The 16,724-nt window shown below is 45.0% G+C and carries 14 protein-coding genes and 2 tRNA genes; 6 read left to right on the top strand and 10 right to left on the bottom strand.

Translation table 11 applies throughout. The features are described 5' to 3' along the window. Nucleotides 1-323: 323 nt before the first annotated feature. Nucleotides 324-2,855, bottom strand: coding sequence for an ATP-dependent Clp protease ATP-binding subunit (locus tag KTO58_RS01485; protein WP_095841079.1), 2,532 nt, complete (start codon nt 2,853-2,855; stop codon nt 324-326). Between the two features lie 672 nt (nt 2,856-3,527). On the opposite strand from KTO58_RS01485, the gene KTO58_RS01480 reads away from it, so the two are divergent. Then, nucleotides 3,528-4,436: a ribonuclease Z gene (locus KTO58_RS01480; RefSeq protein ID WP_095841080.1), complete on the top strand. Its 909-nt coding sequence runs from the start codon at nt 3,528-3,530 to the stop codon at nt 4,434-4,436. A gap of 188 nt (nt 4,437-4,624) precedes the next feature. Here the strand turns inward: KTO58_RS01480 and dapA are convergent, their stop codons facing one another. Both dapA and KTO58_RS01470 read right to left on the bottom strand, forming a co-directional pair. Further along, nucleotides 4,625-5,506: a 4-hydroxy-tetrahydrodipicolinate synthase gene (gene dapA, locus KTO58_RS01475; RefSeq protein WP_095841081.1), complete on the bottom strand. Its 882-nt coding sequence runs from the start codon at nt 5,504-5,506 to the stop codon at nt 4,625-4,627. Nucleotides 5,507-5,676: 170 nt separating this feature from the next. Continuing rightward, nucleotides 5,677-6,630, bottom strand: coding sequence for an acetyl-CoA carboxylase carboxyltransferase subunit alpha (locus tag KTO58_RS01470; protein ID WP_095841082.1), 954 nt, complete (start codon nt 6,628-6,630; stop codon nt 5,677-5,679). 206 nt (nt 6,631-6,836) lie between these two features. Here KTO58_RS01470 and KTO58_RS01465 point away from each other — a divergent pair. The 3 genes from KTO58_RS01465 (at nt 6,837) to KTO58_RS01455 (ending at nt 8,218) form a co-directional block, all read left to right on the top strand. Next, nucleotides 6,837-6,910 (top strand) — tRNA-Asp (locus tag KTO58_RS01465). Nucleotides 6,911-6,981: 71 nt separating this feature from the next. Continuing rightward, nucleotides 6,982-7,055 (top strand) — tRNA-Asp (locus KTO58_RS01460). A gap of 254 nt (nt 7,056-7,309) precedes the next feature. Further along, on the top strand, nt 7,310-8,218 hold the full coding sequence (locus KTO58_RS01455; protein ID WP_095841083.1) for a DUF5655 domain-containing protein: 909 nt from the start codon (nt 7,310-7,312) through the stop codon (nt 8,216-8,218). A gap of 74 nt (nt 8,219-8,292) precedes the next feature. Here the strand turns inward: KTO58_RS01455 and KTO58_RS01450 are convergent, their stop codons facing one another. Then, entirely contained in the window at nt 8,293-9,105 is an 813-nt protein-coding gene (locus KTO58_RS01450) for an SDR family NAD(P)-dependent oxidoreductase (RefSeq protein WP_095841084.1), read from the bottom strand. 205 nt (nt 9,106-9,310) lie between these two features. On the opposite strand from KTO58_RS01450, the gene KTO58_RS01445 reads away from it, so the two are divergent. Continuing rightward, a complete protein-coding gene (locus tag KTO58_RS01445; protein ID WP_095841085.1) occupies nt 9,311-9,874 on the top strand; it encodes a DUF4256 domain-containing protein in 564 nt (187 codons plus the stop codon). Between the two features lies 1 nt (nt 9,875). Here the strand turns inward: KTO58_RS01445 and KTO58_RS01440 are convergent, their stop codons facing one another. The 3 genes from KTO58_RS01440 to KTO58_RS01430 all read right to left on the bottom strand — a co-directional run bounded on the left by KTO58_RS01440 (nt 9,876) and on the right by KTO58_RS01430 (nt 11,851). Next, nucleotides 9,876-10,871: a hypothetical protein gene (locus tag KTO58_RS01440; protein WP_095841086.1), complete on the bottom strand. Its 996-nt coding sequence runs from the start codon at nt 10,869-10,871 to the stop codon at nt 9,876-9,878. 114 nt (nt 10,872-10,985) lie between these two features. Continuing rightward, a complete protein-coding gene (locus KTO58_RS01435) occupies nt 10,986-11,303 on the bottom strand; it encodes a hypothetical protein (RefSeq protein ID WP_095841087.1) in 318 nt (105 codons plus the stop codon). Between the two features lie 86 nt (nt 11,304-11,389). Continuing rightward, nucleotides 11,390-11,851, bottom strand: a complete 462-nt coding sequence (locus KTO58_RS01430) for a MauE/DoxX family redox-associated membrane protein (protein ID WP_095841088.1) — start codon at nt 11,849-11,851, stop codon at nt 11,390-11,392. 680 nt (nt 11,852-12,531) lie between these two features. On the opposite strand from KTO58_RS01430, the gene KTO58_RS01425 reads away from it, so the two are divergent. Next, nucleotides 12,532-12,720 (top strand): hypothetical protein, encoded by a 189-nt coding sequence (locus tag KTO58_RS01425; protein WP_157753276.1) that lies wholly within the window; start codon nt 12,532-12,534, stop codon nt 12,718-12,720. A 206-nt stretch (nt 12,721-12,926) separates the two neighbouring features. On the opposite strand, the gene KTO58_RS01420 is transcribed toward KTO58_RS01425, so the two are convergent. From KTO58_RS01420 to KTO58_RS01410, 3 genes are read right to left on the bottom strand one after another with little or no spacing between them, the layout of a single operon-like run. Continuing rightward, a complete protein-coding gene (locus tag KTO58_RS01420) occupies nt 12,927-14,792 on the bottom strand; it encodes a GMC family oxidoreductase (protein ID WP_095841090.1) in 1,866 nt (621 codons plus the stop codon). A 22-nt stretch (nt 14,793-14,814) separates the two neighbouring features. Then, the gene (locus KTO58_RS01415) at nt 14,815-15,309 is read right to left on the bottom strand and encodes a sugar dehydrogenase complex small subunit (RefSeq protein WP_095841091.1); all 495 of its coding nucleotides are present in this window, start codon (nt 15,307-15,309) and stop codon (nt 14,815-14,817) included. Nucleotides 15,310-15,332: 23 nt separating this feature from the next. Further along, on the bottom strand, nt 15,333-16,670 hold the full coding sequence (locus KTO58_RS01410) for a hypothetical protein (RefSeq protein ID WP_157753278.1): 1,338 nt from the start codon (nt 16,668-16,670) through the stop codon (nt 15,333-15,335). Nucleotides 16,671-16,724: the final 54 nt, after the last annotated feature.

Here is a 16,724-nt window from a genome sequence, read left to right as displayed (position 1 = left end):
AACATCATCATACCATTTTTTTATCATATTAAATAAAGGATATAGATGGTAGGATTCGTTCGTGATCAAAAGTGGTGCGGACTGTGCAATAACGGGTATTACAGGTCCTTGATAAATAGGAAGGGAAGGCGTTATTATTTTCGGGGAGGGATGGTTTGGGTAACATGTCTGTGTTATTTAGGGGTTATTTGGACATCGTTAAATATCCATATTCAATGTGCATAACCTGTGCATTATATACACATCTATTTGACAGACAATAAAAAAAGCCGGCTTAAACAAGGTGTTTAAGCCGGCTCTGTATTTGTGACAAGCTATATTGCTTATGCTTCGGACTTCTCAGATTTGCTCTTCGAAGGATTTTTCAGCGTGAACACCAGTTTCTGGTTTTCTTTGTCCAGGTCGGCGATGAGTATGTCGCCATTGTGGATGTTCATGTTGAGGATTTCCTCTGCCAGTGGATCTTCCAGGTATTTCTGGATGGCTCTATGCAGGGGTCTTGCGCCGAATTGGGAATCGTAGCCTTTGTCGGCGAGGAATCCTTTGGCGTCGTCTGTCAATTCGAGGCTGAAGCCCAGGTTATTCAGACGTTTCAACACGCTGGTCATGGTGATATCGATGATGGTGTAGATATGTTCTTTGCTCAGTGAGTTAAAGATGATCACATCATCGATACGGTTGAGGAACTCGGGAGAGAAAGTACGTTTGAGTGCTTTTTCGATCACTGCTTTCGTATTTTCTTCTTCGGAGACAGCTTTTGCGCTGGTGGTGAAGCCTACACCGGCGCCGAAGTCTTTCAGCTGACGTACGCCGATATTGGATGTCATGATGATGAGTGTGTTCTTAAAGTCCACTTTACGGCCCAGGCCATCGGTGAGGATACCATCGTCGAGTACCTGGAGGAGGATATTGTAGATATCCGGGTGGGCTTTTTCGATCTCATCGAGGAGGATGACAGAGTATGGTTTTCTGCGTACTTTTTCTGTCAGCTGGCCCCCTTCTTCATAACCTACGTATCCCGGAGGTGCGCCGATCAATCTGCTCACGGAGAATTTCTCCATGTATTCACTCATATCGATACGGATGAGCGCATCTTCAGAGTCGAACATATAGCGGGCGAGTGATTTGGCGAGTTCTGTTTTACCGACGCCGGTGGGTCCCAGGAATATGAAGGTACCTATTGGTTTTTTCGGATCTTTCAGACCTACGCGGTTACGCTGGATGGCTTTAGTTACTTTACTGATAGCTTCGTCCTGACCTACTACGGCGCCTTTGAGGTCTTCGCCCATGCGGCGTAATTTGTCGGATTCGGCCTGTACCATTCTCTTTACCGGGATGCCGGTCATCATGCTGACAACTTCAGCGATGGCTTCTTCGTCGATGGGGTAGCGCTTATGTTTCACTTCTTCTTCCCATACGTTTTTAGCGCGTTCCAGGTCTTCGCCCAGTTTCTTTTCGGTATCGCGGAGGGCGGCGGCTTCTTCGAAGCGTTGGCTTTTTACGACTTTATTTTTTTCCTGTTTGATGTCCTCGATTTGTTTTTCGAGGTCCAGGATGTTTTGTGGTACGTTGATATTTTTCAGGTGTACGCGGGCGCCTACTTCATCCAGTACGTCGATAGCTTTGTCGGGCAGCAGACGGTCTGTCATGTAGCGGTCGCTGAGTTTTACACATGCATCGATGGCCTCTTCTGTGTAGCTCACGTTATGATATTCTTCATAACGAGGTTTGATGTTATTAAGGATCTGGATGGTTTCTTCCACGGTAGGAGGATCGACCATTACTTTCTGGAAGCGACGATCTAAGGCACCATCTTTCTCAATGTACATGCGGTATTCATCCAGGGTGGAGGCGCCAATGCATTGGAGTTCGCCTCTTGCCAGTGCTGGTTTGAATATGTTGGAAGCGTCGAGGGAACCGGAGGCGCCGCCGGCACCTACGATGGTGTGGATCTCATCGATGAAGAGGATCACATCGCGGTTTTTCTCGAGTTCGTTCATGATGGCCTTCATCCTTTCCTCGAACTGGCCGCGGTATTTGGTACCGGCTACCAGGGCAGCAAGGTCGAGGCTTACTACGCGTTTGTCGAACAGTACGCGGGATACCTTACGCTGCACGATGCGCAGCGCGAGGCCTTCCACGATAGCTGTTTTACCCACGCCGGGTTCACCTATCAGGATGGGGTTGTTCTTTTTACGGCGGGAGAGTATCTGCGAAACGCGTTCGATCTCCTGCTCGCGACCCACGATGGGGTCGAGGCTGCCGCTTTCGGCCAGCTTAGTGATATCCCGGCCGAAATTGTCGAGCACGGGCGTTTTAGACTTTGTATTGGTTTGCTTAGCCTTGGAAGCGAAACTTTTTCTTTCGTCTTCAAATTCCTCTTCTCCCGGATCATCAAACTCTGCTTTCGGATCGGCAGATTTTACAAAGCCCAGTTCGTTTTTAAAAGTATCGTAGTCCACGTCAAACTGTTGAAGGATTTGAGTACAAACGTTTTCTTTATTCTTGAGGATTGACAGCATCAGGTGTTCCGTTTCGACGGTAGCGCTTTTCAGTGCTTTTGCTTCGAGTACGGTTACTCTGATCACCTTTTCTGCCTGCCTTGTAAGCGGAAGGCTGTTGATATTGGCTATATTCTTTCCGGTCTTATCTTTTACGGCCAACTCTACTTCCTTTCGTAATTCGTAGAGGTCTACGTTCAATGCCTGCAGAATTTTTACTGCGGTGCCCTCACCCTCACGAATAATACCCAATAGCAGGTGTTCTGTTCCGATGAAATCATTCCCCAATCGCAAAGCCTCCTCCCTGCTGAATGAAATGATCTCCTTTACTTGCGGTGAAAAATTCTGGTCCATGGTGAGATAGTTAAATTTAATAAAACCCTTACGGGGGCTTGCTTATACAATATTACCAAATAATTTTGATTTACTTTTTCATCGTTTGTGCTACCCTAACACTTTTATGGTATAAGATAATTTCGGGTGTTTGAAGGAAAGGTCTGTTTAAATTACTTACGAAGAAGGGCCGGAAAGTGTTGCTTATCTTCCAGTAGTTTTTTTGCAGGAAGGTTCCCTGAAACGATGTTATTTAAAATATCTGTATAAAACAACTTCCAGGGATGATAATTTCAAAATTGATACCAAAGAAAAAATAATGCGGTTAAGTCCCAATTACGGCTCCCGGGATGCTAATTTGTCAGCCACTCTTGTAGCAAAAGTTACCCAAACTATTCTTTTTTTCACAATCTAAACCACCACTATAGCCACAATACCGGATTATTTTATAGCAGGAAGTCCACCAGCCATTTTTTCAGGGGGTGATTGCTGTGGTGGCAGCTCCATCCTGATAATAATATTAACGATATTGACTCACATTCGCCAGCAGTTTGCGGATAAAAGCCACCAGCAATGGATAAAAGGTAATTGACTTACAGGACTTTGGCTCAAGTGAGCGCAATATTTCTTACATTCGGCATTTAACCATCTTTTTTTGGCTTCCTGTAGGACGGGGAGTGCTATGATACGAACATGTTTGCGGTAACAATTTTAGGTAATAATTCAGCCATACCAACGCCAGACCGTCATCCGACAGCACAGGTGCTTACTTTCAATGACCAGCTTATACTCATAGATTGCGGGGAAGGAACGCAGGTGCAGATGGCGCGTTATGCCATTCGTCGCAGCAAACTTCGTCACATTTTCATCAGTCATTTACACGGGGATCACTATTTTGGCCTTATTGGGCTGATCAATAGTCTGAGTCTGCTGGGCAGGCCGGAGCCGCTTACTATTTACGGGCCGGCGGAGCTGGAAGCTATTATCCGGCTGCAGCTGGATTGTGCGGCCACTATTCTGAAATTTGACCTGCATTTCGTAGCGCTGGAAAAAGACTTCAGCGGGGTTATATTAGAAGATAAAGAATTGACTGTCAGCTATTTTCCTACTCAGCACCGTATTACTTGTTTTGGTTTTTCGTTTGAATGGCAGAAGAAAAGGCGCCGCATTATCCCTGAACAGGCGCGGGCTTATGAGATTCCTACAGCTTATTTTTCCCGTTTGCAGGAAGGAGAGGATTATCTCCGTAAGGACGGGAAGCTGGTAAAGAATGACTGGGTGACCCTCCCTCCTCCCAAGGGTAAAAAGTATGTATTCTGTGCGGATACGATTTATGATGAAGGCTTGTTGCCATATATGCAGCAGGCAGATCTGGTCTATCATGAGACGACCTATTTGCATGACCTGGCTGACCGGGCGGCCGAACGATATCATAGTACGACGGTGCAAGCGGCGACGTTAGCGAGCCGGGCAGGAGCGAAACGCTTGCTGATTGGTCATTTCTCCTCCAAATACACTCACCTGGAGCCCTTTCTTGAAGAATGCCGTCCTGTATTCCCAGCTACCGATCTGGCAGCGGAAGGTACCAGCTTCATCATTTGATTTTTTAGCTTTTCTTTAAGGTTTGTATCACATATTCATGTGAGGCTATGGGGTATACATGGCTTAAGCAGGAGCTATAGTTTACTTAAGTGAGTAGCGCAGACAGGTGTAAATCCTATAAGCGTAACGGGTGTTACTGCTCTGGCAATAACACCCGTTACAAGGTTTTTATATCGCTGGCCGGTCTCTCAGGCGGCGTACTGACGCAGGTAATTTTTGATCTTTTCCTGTAAGCCGGCACTTACGGGAGTTACCGGCAGGCGGAACTGGTTGCCTACTATGCCAGCTTCGGAGAGGAATGCTTTGATACCTCCCGGATTGTTTTCGGCAAACATGAGGTCAAAAGCTTCCAGGAGTTTGTACTGCATGGTACGAGCTGTCTGGAAGTCGTTGGCTAGTGCTGCGCGGACGAGGGAGGACAGGTCTTTGGCGAAGTAGTTAGCGCCCACAGAGATGAGGCCGTCCATTCCGCAGGCTATTTGTGGTAGTGCGAGTACGTCGTCGCCGCTGATCACGAGGAATCCTTGCGGTTTGTTGCGGATGATCTCCATACATTGTACCATATCGCCGCTGGCTTCTTTCATGGCTACGATGTTTTCTACTTCGCGGGCCAGGCGGAGGGTGGTATCGGCGGTCATATTTCTGCCGGTACGACCTGGTACGTTATACAATATCACAGGTTTGGGCGCTACGGCAGCAATGGCTTTGTAATGCTGATAGATGCCTTCCTGGCTAGGTTTGCTGTAGTATGGAGCGACGCTCAGGATGGCGGCGGCTTCGTCGAGTGGGCAGCTTTCCAGGCGCTTGATGACGTTGCGGGTGTCATAGTCTCCGATACCTACTACAACGGGCACTCGTTTGGCGGTTTTCTCAAAGGTGAACTTTATCAGGTCCAGCTTTTCCTCTGCGGATAGCGTTGGTGTCTCGCCAGTAGTTCCGAGGGATACTACGTAGTCAACGCCTCCCTGGATCACATGGTCTATCAATTTTTCCAAAGCATGCCAGTCGATGCTTTCATCTGCTTTAAAAGGTGTTACGAGTGCAACACCTGTACCTCTTAGCTGTTCCATTGTTAGTATGTAATAGACTGGTAGCTTACATGCAGCATTGTTCACATGACCCGGATGGGGCAAAAGGATTGCCTGCCGGTCTGTAGTCTGGCATATATCGCCTACCTAACCCCGTTTTTTAAAGAGCATGCAAATATTGCAAATTGCGCTGTTTAATTCCGCATTTTTTTCTAGCGTTCTTCGAAGAAGCCCATTTTGCTGAACTTTTCGATACGCTGTTCGATACGTGTATCGGGATCGATGGCACGCAGTTCTTTAAGGGTATCGAGTATTTTATCTTTCAGGATCACGGCCATTTCTTCCGGGTTGACATGTGCGCCACCCAGCGGTTCGTTGATGACGCCATCTACGAGGCCGAACTGACTCATGTAGTCGGAGGTCAGTTTGAGTTCTTCCGCTGCTTTTTCTTTATAGTTCCAGCTACGCCAGAGGATAGTGGAGCAGTTTTCCGGGGAGATCACGGTATACCAGCTGTTTTCCAGCATGAGGATACGGTCGCCCATACCGATACCGAGGGCGCCACCGGAGGCACCTTCGCCGATGATGATACAGATAACTGGTACGCGCAGGTTGACCATTTCGAACAGGTTACGGGCGATAGCCTCTCCTTGTCCGCGTTCTTCTGCTTCCAGGCCGGGGTATGCGCCCGGGGTGTCGATCAGCGTTACGATGGGTTTGTTGAACTTTTCGGCCAGTTTCATCAAGCGGAGGGCTTTACGATACCCTTCCGGGTTAGCCATACCGAAATTGCGTATCTGGCGCATTTTGGTATTTACGCCTTTCTGTTGGCCGATGAACATAACGGTTTGACCGTCGAGGTCTGCAAAGCCACCTACCATGGCTTTATCGTCTCTAACATTGCGATCACCATAGAGCTCGATGAAGCTGGAACACATCCTTTCGATATAGGCCAAGGTATATGGCCTGTCGGGATGACGGCTGAGTTGTACCTTCTGAAAGCTGGTCAGGTGACCGTATATCTGTTGACGCGTATCCGCGATCTTCTGCTCAAACTCCTTTACCGTAGCAGACACATCGACGCCAGACTTCTCTCCGCTTTCTTTCAATTTCTCCAGCTGGCCATACAGGTCTTCAATGGGTTTTTCGAAATCCAGGAATTGCATAAATTGGTTTAAATTGGTTAAAGTTCGGTGTAAAGATAAAGACGAAAAAAAAATTTAAAAAAGATTTGCAGAATTGTGAACTTTGTTCATATCTTTGCAATCCCAAAACGGAACAGTAGTAAGCCGTTGAGGGCCAGAAAGATAAGTGAAGTCAGCCGCAGTAGTACTGCAATCTTAGAAAGTTCTTACTAAAAAATATTCGGTTTGGATCAGTAGTTCAGTTGGTTAGAATGCCGCCCTGTCACGGCGGAGGTCGCGGGTTCGAGTCCCGTCTGGTCCGCAAAGCCTCTCAAATTAATACCTGGGAGGCTTTCTCTTTTAAATGAGGGATGTTCACATCCAAACCGGAAAGGATCAGTAGTTCAGTTGGTTAGAATGCCGCCCTGTCACGGCGGAGGTCGCGGGTTCGAGTCCCGTCTGGTCCGCAAGCTTTAAAGCCTTCAAGTCGAAAGATTTGGAGGCTTTTTGTTTTGGGGGGGAAGAGCACTTATAGAGTGTCTATTACTTGGATCATCTCTTTTTTACTGCACCCAGCGTTCCCAATTATCTCTCCCGTGCATCTTGTTAGTTTCCATCTTTATTTTAGTTAACAAAACATATGAACGATATTTACTAACTGCTGACTTCTTCAGAATTGGATCTCAGATAAGTTTTTCGTTAGAAAAAATACATTGGAAGTATGATGCTATATTCAAAACAAGGTAACCTGTTACAAGTCGTAAAGGAATATCCTTTTAAATTGGAAAAGAATATTCAAACCCTACTTGAAAACAATCTCACTAACATTATGGGATTGCTATTGGTAAAAAGCGAATGCACAATAAAAAATAAACGAATAGATACATTGGCATTTGATCCAGAGACCAATGCTTTCGTTGTTATTGAATACAAAAGGGACAAAAGCCATAGTGTAGTAGATCAAGGAATTTCATATTTAAACTTGATGCTGGAATACAAGGCTGATTTTATAGTCGAGTATAATGAAAATCTACATCAAAATCTGAAGCGTGAAGATGTAGATTGGAGTCAAACCAAAGTTATATTTGTATCTACTTCTTTTACAGACAACCAAAAGCAGGCAACAAACTTCAAAGATCTCGCTATTGAATTATGGGAAATCAAACAATACGAAAACGGTACAGTCATTATCGATAGTATTAAAAAGTCTGCAGCAGCGCCCAGTATAAAACAAATCGCGTCACAAAATGAAACGCTACAACATGTTACCCGAGAAATTAGAGTTTATACAGAAGAGGATCATACTGCTAGCAAATCTGATGAAGTGAAGGAATTGTATTACACCTTTAAAAATGCTATTCTGAATTTATCAGACAATATTGAAGTGGTACCTAAAAAAACTTATATCGCTTTTAAACTAAAAAGTAATATTGTAGATATTGAACTACAAGCAAATTCAATTAAGCTGTGGATCAATGTCCGGAAAGGAGCATTAAATGATTCACTTAATATCATGCGCGATGTGTCTACCTTAAAAGGGCATAATGGTAATGGAGACTACGAAATAATCATAAGAGACACGATACATTTAGAGTACATCATGAGCTTAATAAAGCAAGCCATCATATAGCAATATCTGATAGTCTTGGGTCTTATATGTAAAATGGGTGCCTTACGAGGAGGCATCCATTTTACATATGGCTTTTAGGATATGGCATATAAATACGGTTTCAACATACGTTGCGTCAACTCCCGGAGCTCTTTCCTGCTTTCTGCATCATAGACCTGATGAATGGCTTTCGCTTGCCTTTTACCATTGAAATATTTACCCGTTGTCTCCACTTTTAATAATGCTTCTACCGCGGTGGCTCCTTCTTCCACCGAACTACAAACCGAATTCTTCGGGACCATTTTAGTATTCATCAGCGTTGCCGGATGCAATGCATTTACTGCTATTCCTGCTTCTATCAGTCTTTCTGCCAGATCGATGGTATACATGATCAGGGATGTTTTGCTTTTACAATACGCGGAATACCCCTCATAATATCTTTCCATCATGAAATCAGAGAAGTTGAGCTGCTCCTGCGATGCAGATGCCACATTAATCACTTTACCTGATCCGGTGGCCATCACCGGAAGCAATTTTTCTGTCAATAACACCTGTGCCATGTAATTGACGGCCATGGTCAGCTCCATGCCGTCGCGGCTGATTTCACGTCTGAAAGTGCCCATACCGGCGTTATTAATGAGTATATCTATACGAGGTTGTTCATTGACTATTTTTTCGCTCATTGCATGTACAGCTTCCAGGGACGAAAAGTCAGCGTTATAATAATTCAAGTGCTGATTCCCCGTGATCTTTTTTATTTCCTCTAGCACAGAGAGCCCTTTTTCCATACATCTGCCATGTAGTAATACCCGTGCCCCTTTTTCCGCGAGACGCAGGACCAGCAATTTCCCGAGGCCATCTGTAGCTCCCGTTACCAGGATGGTTTTATCCACCAGTATATTTTTCATCTGATCAAATTTGTTGTTAATGCAAAATTAGCCGGGAGTACTCCGGCGGCATATTGCGAATCCATCAAAGAGTATTGCAAAAGGGTCAACTTTGTTTAAGAAAAGTTTGCGTAGTCAAATAACTACGTATATTGTAGTCAAATAGCTACGCATTTAATTTCCCCTATCTAAGGGTGACATATTCATTGGCTATAAAACTAAAGCTATGACTACAAAAAAGAAGCTGTCTGCCACCGAACAGGATACTTTGTTAAACATTTTAAAGGCTCGTTTTGCCAAAAATATGCCCCGGCATAAAGGTATTGAATGGGCTAGCGTACAAACCAAGCTAGAAGAAAGTCCTGCCAAACTGTGGTCCATACAGCAAATGGAAGAAACCGGCGGTGAACCAGATGTAATCGGCTATGATAAAAAGGCTGATGAGTTTATCATTTGTGACTGTTCTCCGGAAAGTCCCAAGGGTCGCAGGAGTATTTGTTTCGATGATGATGCCCTGGAGTCGAGGAAAACTTTTAAACCTACCGACAGCGCATTGGCGATGGCAGCTGCCATAGGTATTGAGATATTAACCGAAGCACAATACAAGGAGCTACAACAGCTGGGTAATTTCGATCTGAAGACATCCAGCTGGATAGCTACGCCTGCTGCTATCAGAAAACTCGGTGGGGCGCTCTTCGCGGATCGTCGTTACGACCATGTATTTGTATATCATAACGGGGCAGAATCTTACTATGCCACCAGAGGATTTCGCGGTTTGTTACGTGTCTGATCTATAGTTCCATTGTATAACTAATCAGCTGCTCTTTCAGCAGTACATATATTTGTTGTCCTTTGATATGATAAGATAACACCTGTCTTTTGTCTACCGGCAGATAAAAGCTACCGGCATATTTACCATTTTCGAGGTGATAGGTATCCAATACCGGATGTTGCCTGAATGTGTCCTTCTCTTCGTTGTCGGCCAGCAAGTCGGACTCGATGAAGAGCAGCCTGTCATTGGCGAATGCACGTTTATTTACTTTTATACGGGGAGCCGATGCGTATAATTTCTGCCGCTCTCCCACCCCATTGCTTGTAACCTGGATGCTACTGTTGAATACAGTATCGATGGTCGGGCGTTTATAGCGTAACTGCATATCACTATCCATACAATAGATCCCATTCTCAAAGTATGGTATGTAAAATAATAGCTCTTTCCCGGCATCCGCACAAAGGATACCATCGCTGGAAAAGCCGGCATCCCCTTTTTCAGACAGTAGTTCCGACTTACGTTTTTCTCCCGATCGTGTATTGATGCGCATAAATATGGGATGAAAACTTCCTGCGTCAAAACTTCTTATTACCACCACTGAGTCAGATAACTGCAGAGATTTGACAAATGGGCCTGTCGATACTTGTAACGAATCAAATGTGGTAGCATGTAATGCTTTGAAGAACAGCCGGCCTGAATTGTATTCATGTATGTAAATTATGGATGTATCGGCGTAAAAACCTACCGGGGGTTTAAGTTGTTTATCGACAGACAGATAAATGGTATCCGTGATGTGCAGCCAATCATCCAGGCGATATATCCGCTGGTGGGTAGATTCTGACATATAGAGTGCCTTGTTGTCGCCGAATAAACGTTCCGGTAATAATGTCCATTGCTGTGATGACTGCTTTCGTATGGTTATCGTCAGCCATTGCCGGCTAAACCCATTCCGTTTATCACCGGATATTCCCGATAGCAATACCAGCAGCAGCAGACACCCAATCGCCAGTAACATAGTTCCAATGATAAAAAATAAAGTGCGTTTCATAACTCGTAGGGCATGTGGCAACAGGGACTACCTGCAGATAGTCCCTGTTAATTAACTACTACTGTGGTAAATAACTGATGATTACAGGTCCGTCAGGAACACTTCCGAAACGTATGTTTTACCACCGGACCTGAAAGTAGAGGCACAACAGAAATATCCATCCCCTTTGCAATTAGCGGTGCTGTTGGCATCCGCTACACTTTTGATATTGTTGCCAAAGGACAGGATTAGGTTTCCGCCATAAGTGGCCGTCCGGTCGGCCGGTAATCCGGGGATCACTACTGTGCGGTAGCAGGTTTCCTGCGCTTTCCGGATGAGGGTACTTGCATTGGAGGTGATAGTAAGGCCAACGGCAGCTATGGCTACCAGTGCGGCAAAGCTGAATTTCATCTTTTTCATGTTTTGGTTTTTTGAATTAAAAAATACAACCACCTATCAGCAGCTGTCATTACTCATACAGTAGAAGTGAGTTCTTTTCTTATTGATCAATAGGCATTTTCATTCAGGGGAATTCTTTGCCCTTGTAATATCGCCAACTGGTTTTGCAGCAATATGGCAATTGCTATCAGCAGGGTTAGCAGCGCATTTACGACCAGATGCTGCTCCCAGGTCAGTAATTCGATAATTCCTCCGCAGCTGCAAGGCAGGTCGGAAGCATAGTGCAGCATCATATATACGTAACCGGTAAACAGGGTCATCGTAAAAAGGGATGCATACAAACCTGCTGCACGTGTTCTTTTGAAGATCAGTAATGCGGCCAACAGCAACTCTGCTACGGGCACAGTGATCGCTACCCATGATGTGAGGTGTTGCAAAAAAGGAGAACGGCCCACTTCGAAGCGGAATTTGTCATAATGGATCAGTTTGTTTAAGCCGGTATAGATCCAAAGTAAAAGCAACACAGCGATAATTGCTTCAATAGTAAAATTGAATACCCTTGTTTTCATACGGGAATACTAAAAAAGTAAAATGAAAATCTTTGGCGAATTAGTGTTTCATTGGGTTTATCACGGAACTGGTCTTGGTTAACAGTGCAACTTCCACTATCTACTTGCCGGATAAAATTAATAAAACACACTGAGAATTACAATTCCTTTCTATTGCAGTACAGATGAGCCTTCACAGCCATCTGGCCCTTTCAGCAAAACATCTGTATCTAATAACGTTCTCATTTCCTTATATTTATAGGTATTATCAAGATCAACCAATCTATCGATATGTTTACATTCATGCGACGCTATACCTACTTTCTCTTATTCATTTTTACCATTGGCTGTTTACAGACTACATATGCACAAGATTTACAGGCGAAAGCAGATAGCCTATTACTGGCCTTACCGGAGCACATGGGACTGTGACGGGTATTGACACGAGCGAGCATCTGATCGATCTGGCAAAGAATAATTTTGGACATTTGTCGCAAGTCCGGTTCGAGGTAGCAGACATTAATACATATCTGACCGACAGGAAATAGGAGGCGATAACAACCGCCCGCGTATTACAGTGGGTAGATAATCCGGCTGGTATTATTAGTCAAATGAAACAATTGCTGGCAGAAGATGGCTGTCTTACTATACTTGACTATCACCATGAGAAAATCGAGTAGACGCCACAGATACCGGAAAGTATGCGTCAGTTCTATCAGGCTTTTTTGCAATGGAGAACAGATGCAGGAATGGACAACGGGATTGCGGATCACCTGCAGGATATGCTGCAGCAAGCAGGTTTCCAAACAATAACAGTGACCAATCTTTCTGAAAGGACCGTTAAAGGAGATCCTAGTTTTTCTGACGACCTTAATATATGTCCAAAGTAGCGGCAACACGTGGTCATCAATTGGTACAAGACAGGTATATTACCGAAGAGTTATGGATTGCTGCTATTGCTGACTACGAAAAGTAGATAGCAGAAGAAGCCGAAGCTATGGCCTTCTATTTACTTGCCGTTACGGCCTGTATGTAATAAAGATCATTCCAGCCGTAACGGCCGGAATGATCTTGTATGCCACTACTAACTATTGCGTTAGAAACTTTTGATGATGGCATCAGCAGCTTTAAAACAAAGTGCAGACATTGTCAACGTGGGATTAGCGGTAGCTGTGGTAGGGAATGATCCACACCCCACGATGTACAGGTTATCGTGATCCCAGCTCTTCATATCAGCATTTGTCACAGAGTCGTATTTGTTAAAACCCATCCGGTGGGTTCCCATTACGTGACCTGCTCCCTGAGAATAATAGGTTACATTATCATATTTGAACTGACCGCCGGTAGCTACCGGTGGTGTATTGGCATTTTCCACCTTCAGTTGACTGAAGATCGCTTTCGCTGCATCTGCGGCGGCTTTGAATCCTTCCCGTGTATATTTATTCAGGTCGTAATGGATTTCGGGGCGAGGTATGCCCAGATTATCCATACATTTTTTTGAGGGAACGATGTAGTTGTTAGCATCAGGTAATTGTTCCATCAGGAATCCGATCCTAAATTGCCGGGTGAAATCTTTCTGGATCTGTTTTCTGAGTCCGGAGCCGAAGGAGTTCCTGTCGCCATGCGCAACGGCGCCACCAGGACTGACGATATTGATCAGTTGTGTATAAGGTGCCCCTCCAGGCCAGTTCCAGCCTTCGTTGCCTATTTCTATACGGAAAGCGGCCCTTGTCTTCCGGAAATCGCCATCCCGGGTTGTTTCTATACCAGAGGTAGATAAGGGACCTCTGAAAGGGAAGGTACTCTTTGGCATTAACCCCCAGGCCAGGTATACGGGATGATCCATCAGGTTTTTACCTACCTGTCCGCTTCCATTAGCAACACCAAAAGGAGCATTGGACATCAGGAGTAATTTAGCGGCTTCAATAGCGTTGGCGGCAATGACATATTTTTTCCCGGTAACTACGCCGGTATCTTTTACTCCTCCATTGATCGTCTCATATGTCTTGTACATGATACCCGTGACCTGCTGTGTGAGCTTATCTATTTTGATATCGTAAGCTACTGCCTGGTACATGATATCCACGTTGCCGGTCATGAGGGCTTTTTTCATGGAAATAGTCGCATCATATTTGGCCTGGATAGGACAAATAGGTGTGCAATTGGTATTACCCTGGCATTGACGCCGGCCATTGTCATAGTAGGTACCGTCTTTCATTTTATTTGGTGTACCATTGCGACCTGCCGGTGTACCCGTTACTTTCATTTCAATATTCTGCCAGTGGAAATTTTTCAACCCTGTAGTCATGGCTACGTCGAGTAATGTCGGCGGTATTTTTGCCATCGGATATACGTATCCTTTGCTGAAAGTAATGCCATGGATCGCTTGTTCCTCTACATCAGCAGAAACGCCGATCTCGTATTCTGCCTCATCGTAATAGGGTGACAGGTCTTCATACTTCATGGGCCAGTCAACACCTACTTTGTATTCCGAGGCCATTTTAAAATCTTTTGGTAATAGCCGCAAGCTGGTGCCCAACCAGTGCCAGGAAGTACCTCCACCTCTGCGTTCGTAAGTACTACCAAACGGCATGGGGCCTTTTTGAATAAAGTAACCCTTTGTGTCGATGGACTTAACAGGTTGGTTACAGTTATCTGGTATCTTATCATCTTCTGCAGTGGTACGTATATCCAGTACGGAAGGCCTGGGGGCGTTATAGTTCTGTACATAAGGAGACTCCGGCGTCTTAGCCATAGCCAGGTAAAAGGTCTCCATAAAATCGCCACGCTGATATGTTTCCGGTTGATCGTTGTCGTCGCTGGAAGTCACACCATCTATAGCGACGCCAGACTCCAGCACTAATACCGTTTTATTGGCAGCCGCCAGTTTATATGCCAGCAAGCTACCGGCCCATCCTCCTCCTACAATCACTACGTCGTATTCTTTATTTGAAGTATTCATAGTTTGAAAGATTTAATGATTCTTACTTAAGTACCGCTGCACTTACTGCATTTATTGCAGGCAATGTGGGAGTATGAGCCCAATAGCCATAGTCACCGGTACTAAATCCCATGGGATGTGCTCCCATCTCTCCCCATACCAGGCCATTGATGTAGGCAACAGAAGACACTACATGATCATTATTAGGCGTTGCGAAACTGTTGGGGTTTTTACCGAGGTCGTACCAGATACCCAGATACCACATATAAATGATGTTCTGCGCCAGTCTGTTAATAGCAGGGTTCTGAACGATCTGCTGCCATACCTGGTCTTCAAGTTGTGCGGCTGGTGTGTGGGCAATAGCATTCCAGGTATCTGTCAATTGCTGCAGTTGTGCCGGCGATATTTTATTATCTGGATTTGATAATTCCGCGTATAATGCTTCGCTTACGCGTTGGGTATCAGCAGAGGGCTTTAGCACATCAGCATCGTAACCGGTCAATGCAGCAGAAAGTCCTACAAATTCATCAAGTGTCATGTGAGTTTGTTTTGGGGTGAATACTATTTTTTTACCGCTTTGGCCCTTCTCAGGATGTAGGTGAAGTCAGAGGTATGGCCGGTCCAGGAGGTAGCACCGTTATGGCAGCTGATACAGCTGGAGGATACATTCGGTGTGTAGGTGATCTTGTTACCCTGTATGTTTCCCTGGTCGTATGTTTCCAAGGTGGCATTGGCCATAAATACCGGGAATGGATCGCCAGTAGCATCTTTGGCGGGGTTTACCGGCCATTGGGTACCTACGAGCTTATAATACTGCCATACGCTCTTTGGATTGATCTTTGTCAGCAGCGTCCGCATAGAATCATTGAGATGTTGGGTACCGGTATCAATAGGAGTAAGCCGCGCTACCTGGCTGGGGCGTTGTCCGGAGATCCGGGCGCACCACGGTTGAGCAGGTGTTCTGTTGAGTCGTTTGGTGCTGGTATCTTCTGCATTATAGAAATTATAATGTTGTTTTTCTTTCCTCTTGGTGAAATCGGGGACGTTATCCACATGCTCGAAAGTGGACCAGATCCATTGTGGGGAAACAACGGTTTTCGTGCCGATATGCAATCCTACCAGTCCTACCAGCGCTTTATAGATGGTATCTTTTATACCTCTTGATGGCAGGCCTGTGGCATAGACGGTAGCCATCGTCTTATGAAAGCGGGAAGTATCATCTCCTTTACCTAATATTTTCCAGGAAGCCTTTACCATGATCGCACCATGTTGTTTGGTAGAATCATTCCCGGACGGAAAAATGACGGTATTGGAGAATGTTTGCTGCCCGTCTATATTATAGAGTTTATTCTGATCTATGTAGTTAAACATCTCTTGATTCACTGCTATTTCAAAACGAGCGTATTCGCCATTCTGGTCAATTAACGGACCCGTATTAAAAGGCTGAACGAATGCTGATAATTCGGGAGGTACCTTTCCTGTCTGCGATAGCAATTTAGGTTGCGTACGTAAAGTACTATCCCAGGGAGTAGGGTCTTTGCCGTCATCCAGGAATATCTTATCTACTGTTTTCCATGTTTCCCATACGGTGGGGTTATCACCAAACTGTCCTATTACCTCTCCATCTTGAGTAGGCCAGCATAGTGCGATAAAAGAATCCCAGGAGAAAATATCAAAACGTCTGCGTACAGTAGTTTCCATTACAAGTGGCTCTCCGGGGAGAAACGTCACATCATAGGGTAAGTCAGGGCTAAGGGGTGTTTGGGGGCTACTGGCCGCTATGCCTTCAGGCGGCTTGGAGTTATCTTTTTGTTCTGGCTGCCCACTGTTGCAGGAACTCACATAGACAATAGCTGCCCATAGAGAGATAATGACAGTTATGGCACTGATCTTCTTCATTTGGAGTTGTGTTTTTGGTAATTTAAACAATAGCATGCCCTTTCCATTAAATAA

This window comes from Chitinophaga pendula (genome assembly GCF_020386615.1).
GTDB classification, from domain to species: Bacteria; Bacteroidota; Bacteroidia; order Chitinophagales; family Chitinophagaceae; genus Chitinophaga; species Chitinophaga pendula.
This window is presented reverse-complemented; position numbering and strand designations above follow the sequence as displayed.

Excerpts from the sequence above, each read along its gene's own strand:
- KTO58_RS01445 (WP_095841085.1), top strand. The coding sequence starts at position 9,311 with ATGACTACAAAAAAGAAGCTGTCTGCCACCGAACAGGATACTTTGTTA.
- KTO58_RS01410 (WP_157753278.1), bottom strand. The coding sequence starts at position 16,670 with ATGAAGAAGATCAGTGCCATAACTGTCATTATCTCTCTATGGGCAGCT.
- KTO58_RS01415 (WP_095841091.1), bottom strand. The coding sequence starts at position 15,309 with ATGACACTTGATGAATTTGTAGGACTTTCTGCTGCATTGACCGGTTAC.
- KTO58_RS01450 (WP_095841084.1), bottom strand. The coding sequence starts at position 9,105 with ATGAAAAATATACTGGTGGATAAAACCATCCTGGTAACGGGAGCTACA.
- KTO58_RS01455 (WP_095841083.1), top strand. The coding sequence starts at position 7,310 with ATGATGCTATATTCAAAACAAGGTAACCTGTTACAAGTCGTAAAGGAA.
- KTO58_RS01430 (WP_095841088.1), bottom strand. The coding sequence starts at position 11,851 with ATGAAAACAAGGGTATTCAATTTTACTATTGAAGCAATTATCGCTGTG.
- dapA (WP_095841081.1), bottom strand. The coding sequence starts at position 5,506 with ATGGAACAGCTAAGAGGTACAGGTGTTGCACTCGTAACACCTTTTAAA.
- KTO58_RS01425 (WP_157753276.1), top strand. The coding sequence starts at position 12,532 with ATGCGTCAGTTCTATCAGGCTTTTTTGCAATGGAGAACAGATGCAGGA.
- KTO58_RS01420 (WP_095841090.1), bottom strand. The coding sequence starts at position 14,792 with ATGAATACTTCAAATAAAGAATACGACGTAGTGATTGTAGGAGGAGGA.
- KTO58_RS01440 (WP_095841086.1), bottom strand. The coding sequence starts at position 10,871 with ATGTTACTGGCGATTGGGTGTCTGCTGCTGCTGGTATTGCTATCGGGA.
- KTO58_RS01435 (WP_095841087.1), bottom strand. The coding sequence starts at position 11,303 with ATGAAAAAGATGAAATTCAGCTTTGCCGCACTGGTAGCCATAGCTGCC.
- KTO58_RS01470 (WP_095841082.1), bottom strand. The coding sequence starts at position 6,630 with ATGCAATTCCTGGATTTCGAAAAACCCATTGAAGACCTGTATGGCCAG.
- KTO58_RS01480 (WP_095841080.1), top strand. The coding sequence starts at position 3,528 with ATGTTTGCGGTAACAATTTTAGGTAATAATTCAGCCATACCAACGCCA.
- KTO58_RS01485 (WP_095841079.1), bottom strand. The coding sequence starts at position 2,855 with ATGGACCAGAATTTTTCACCGCAAGTAAAGGAGATCATTTCATTCAGC.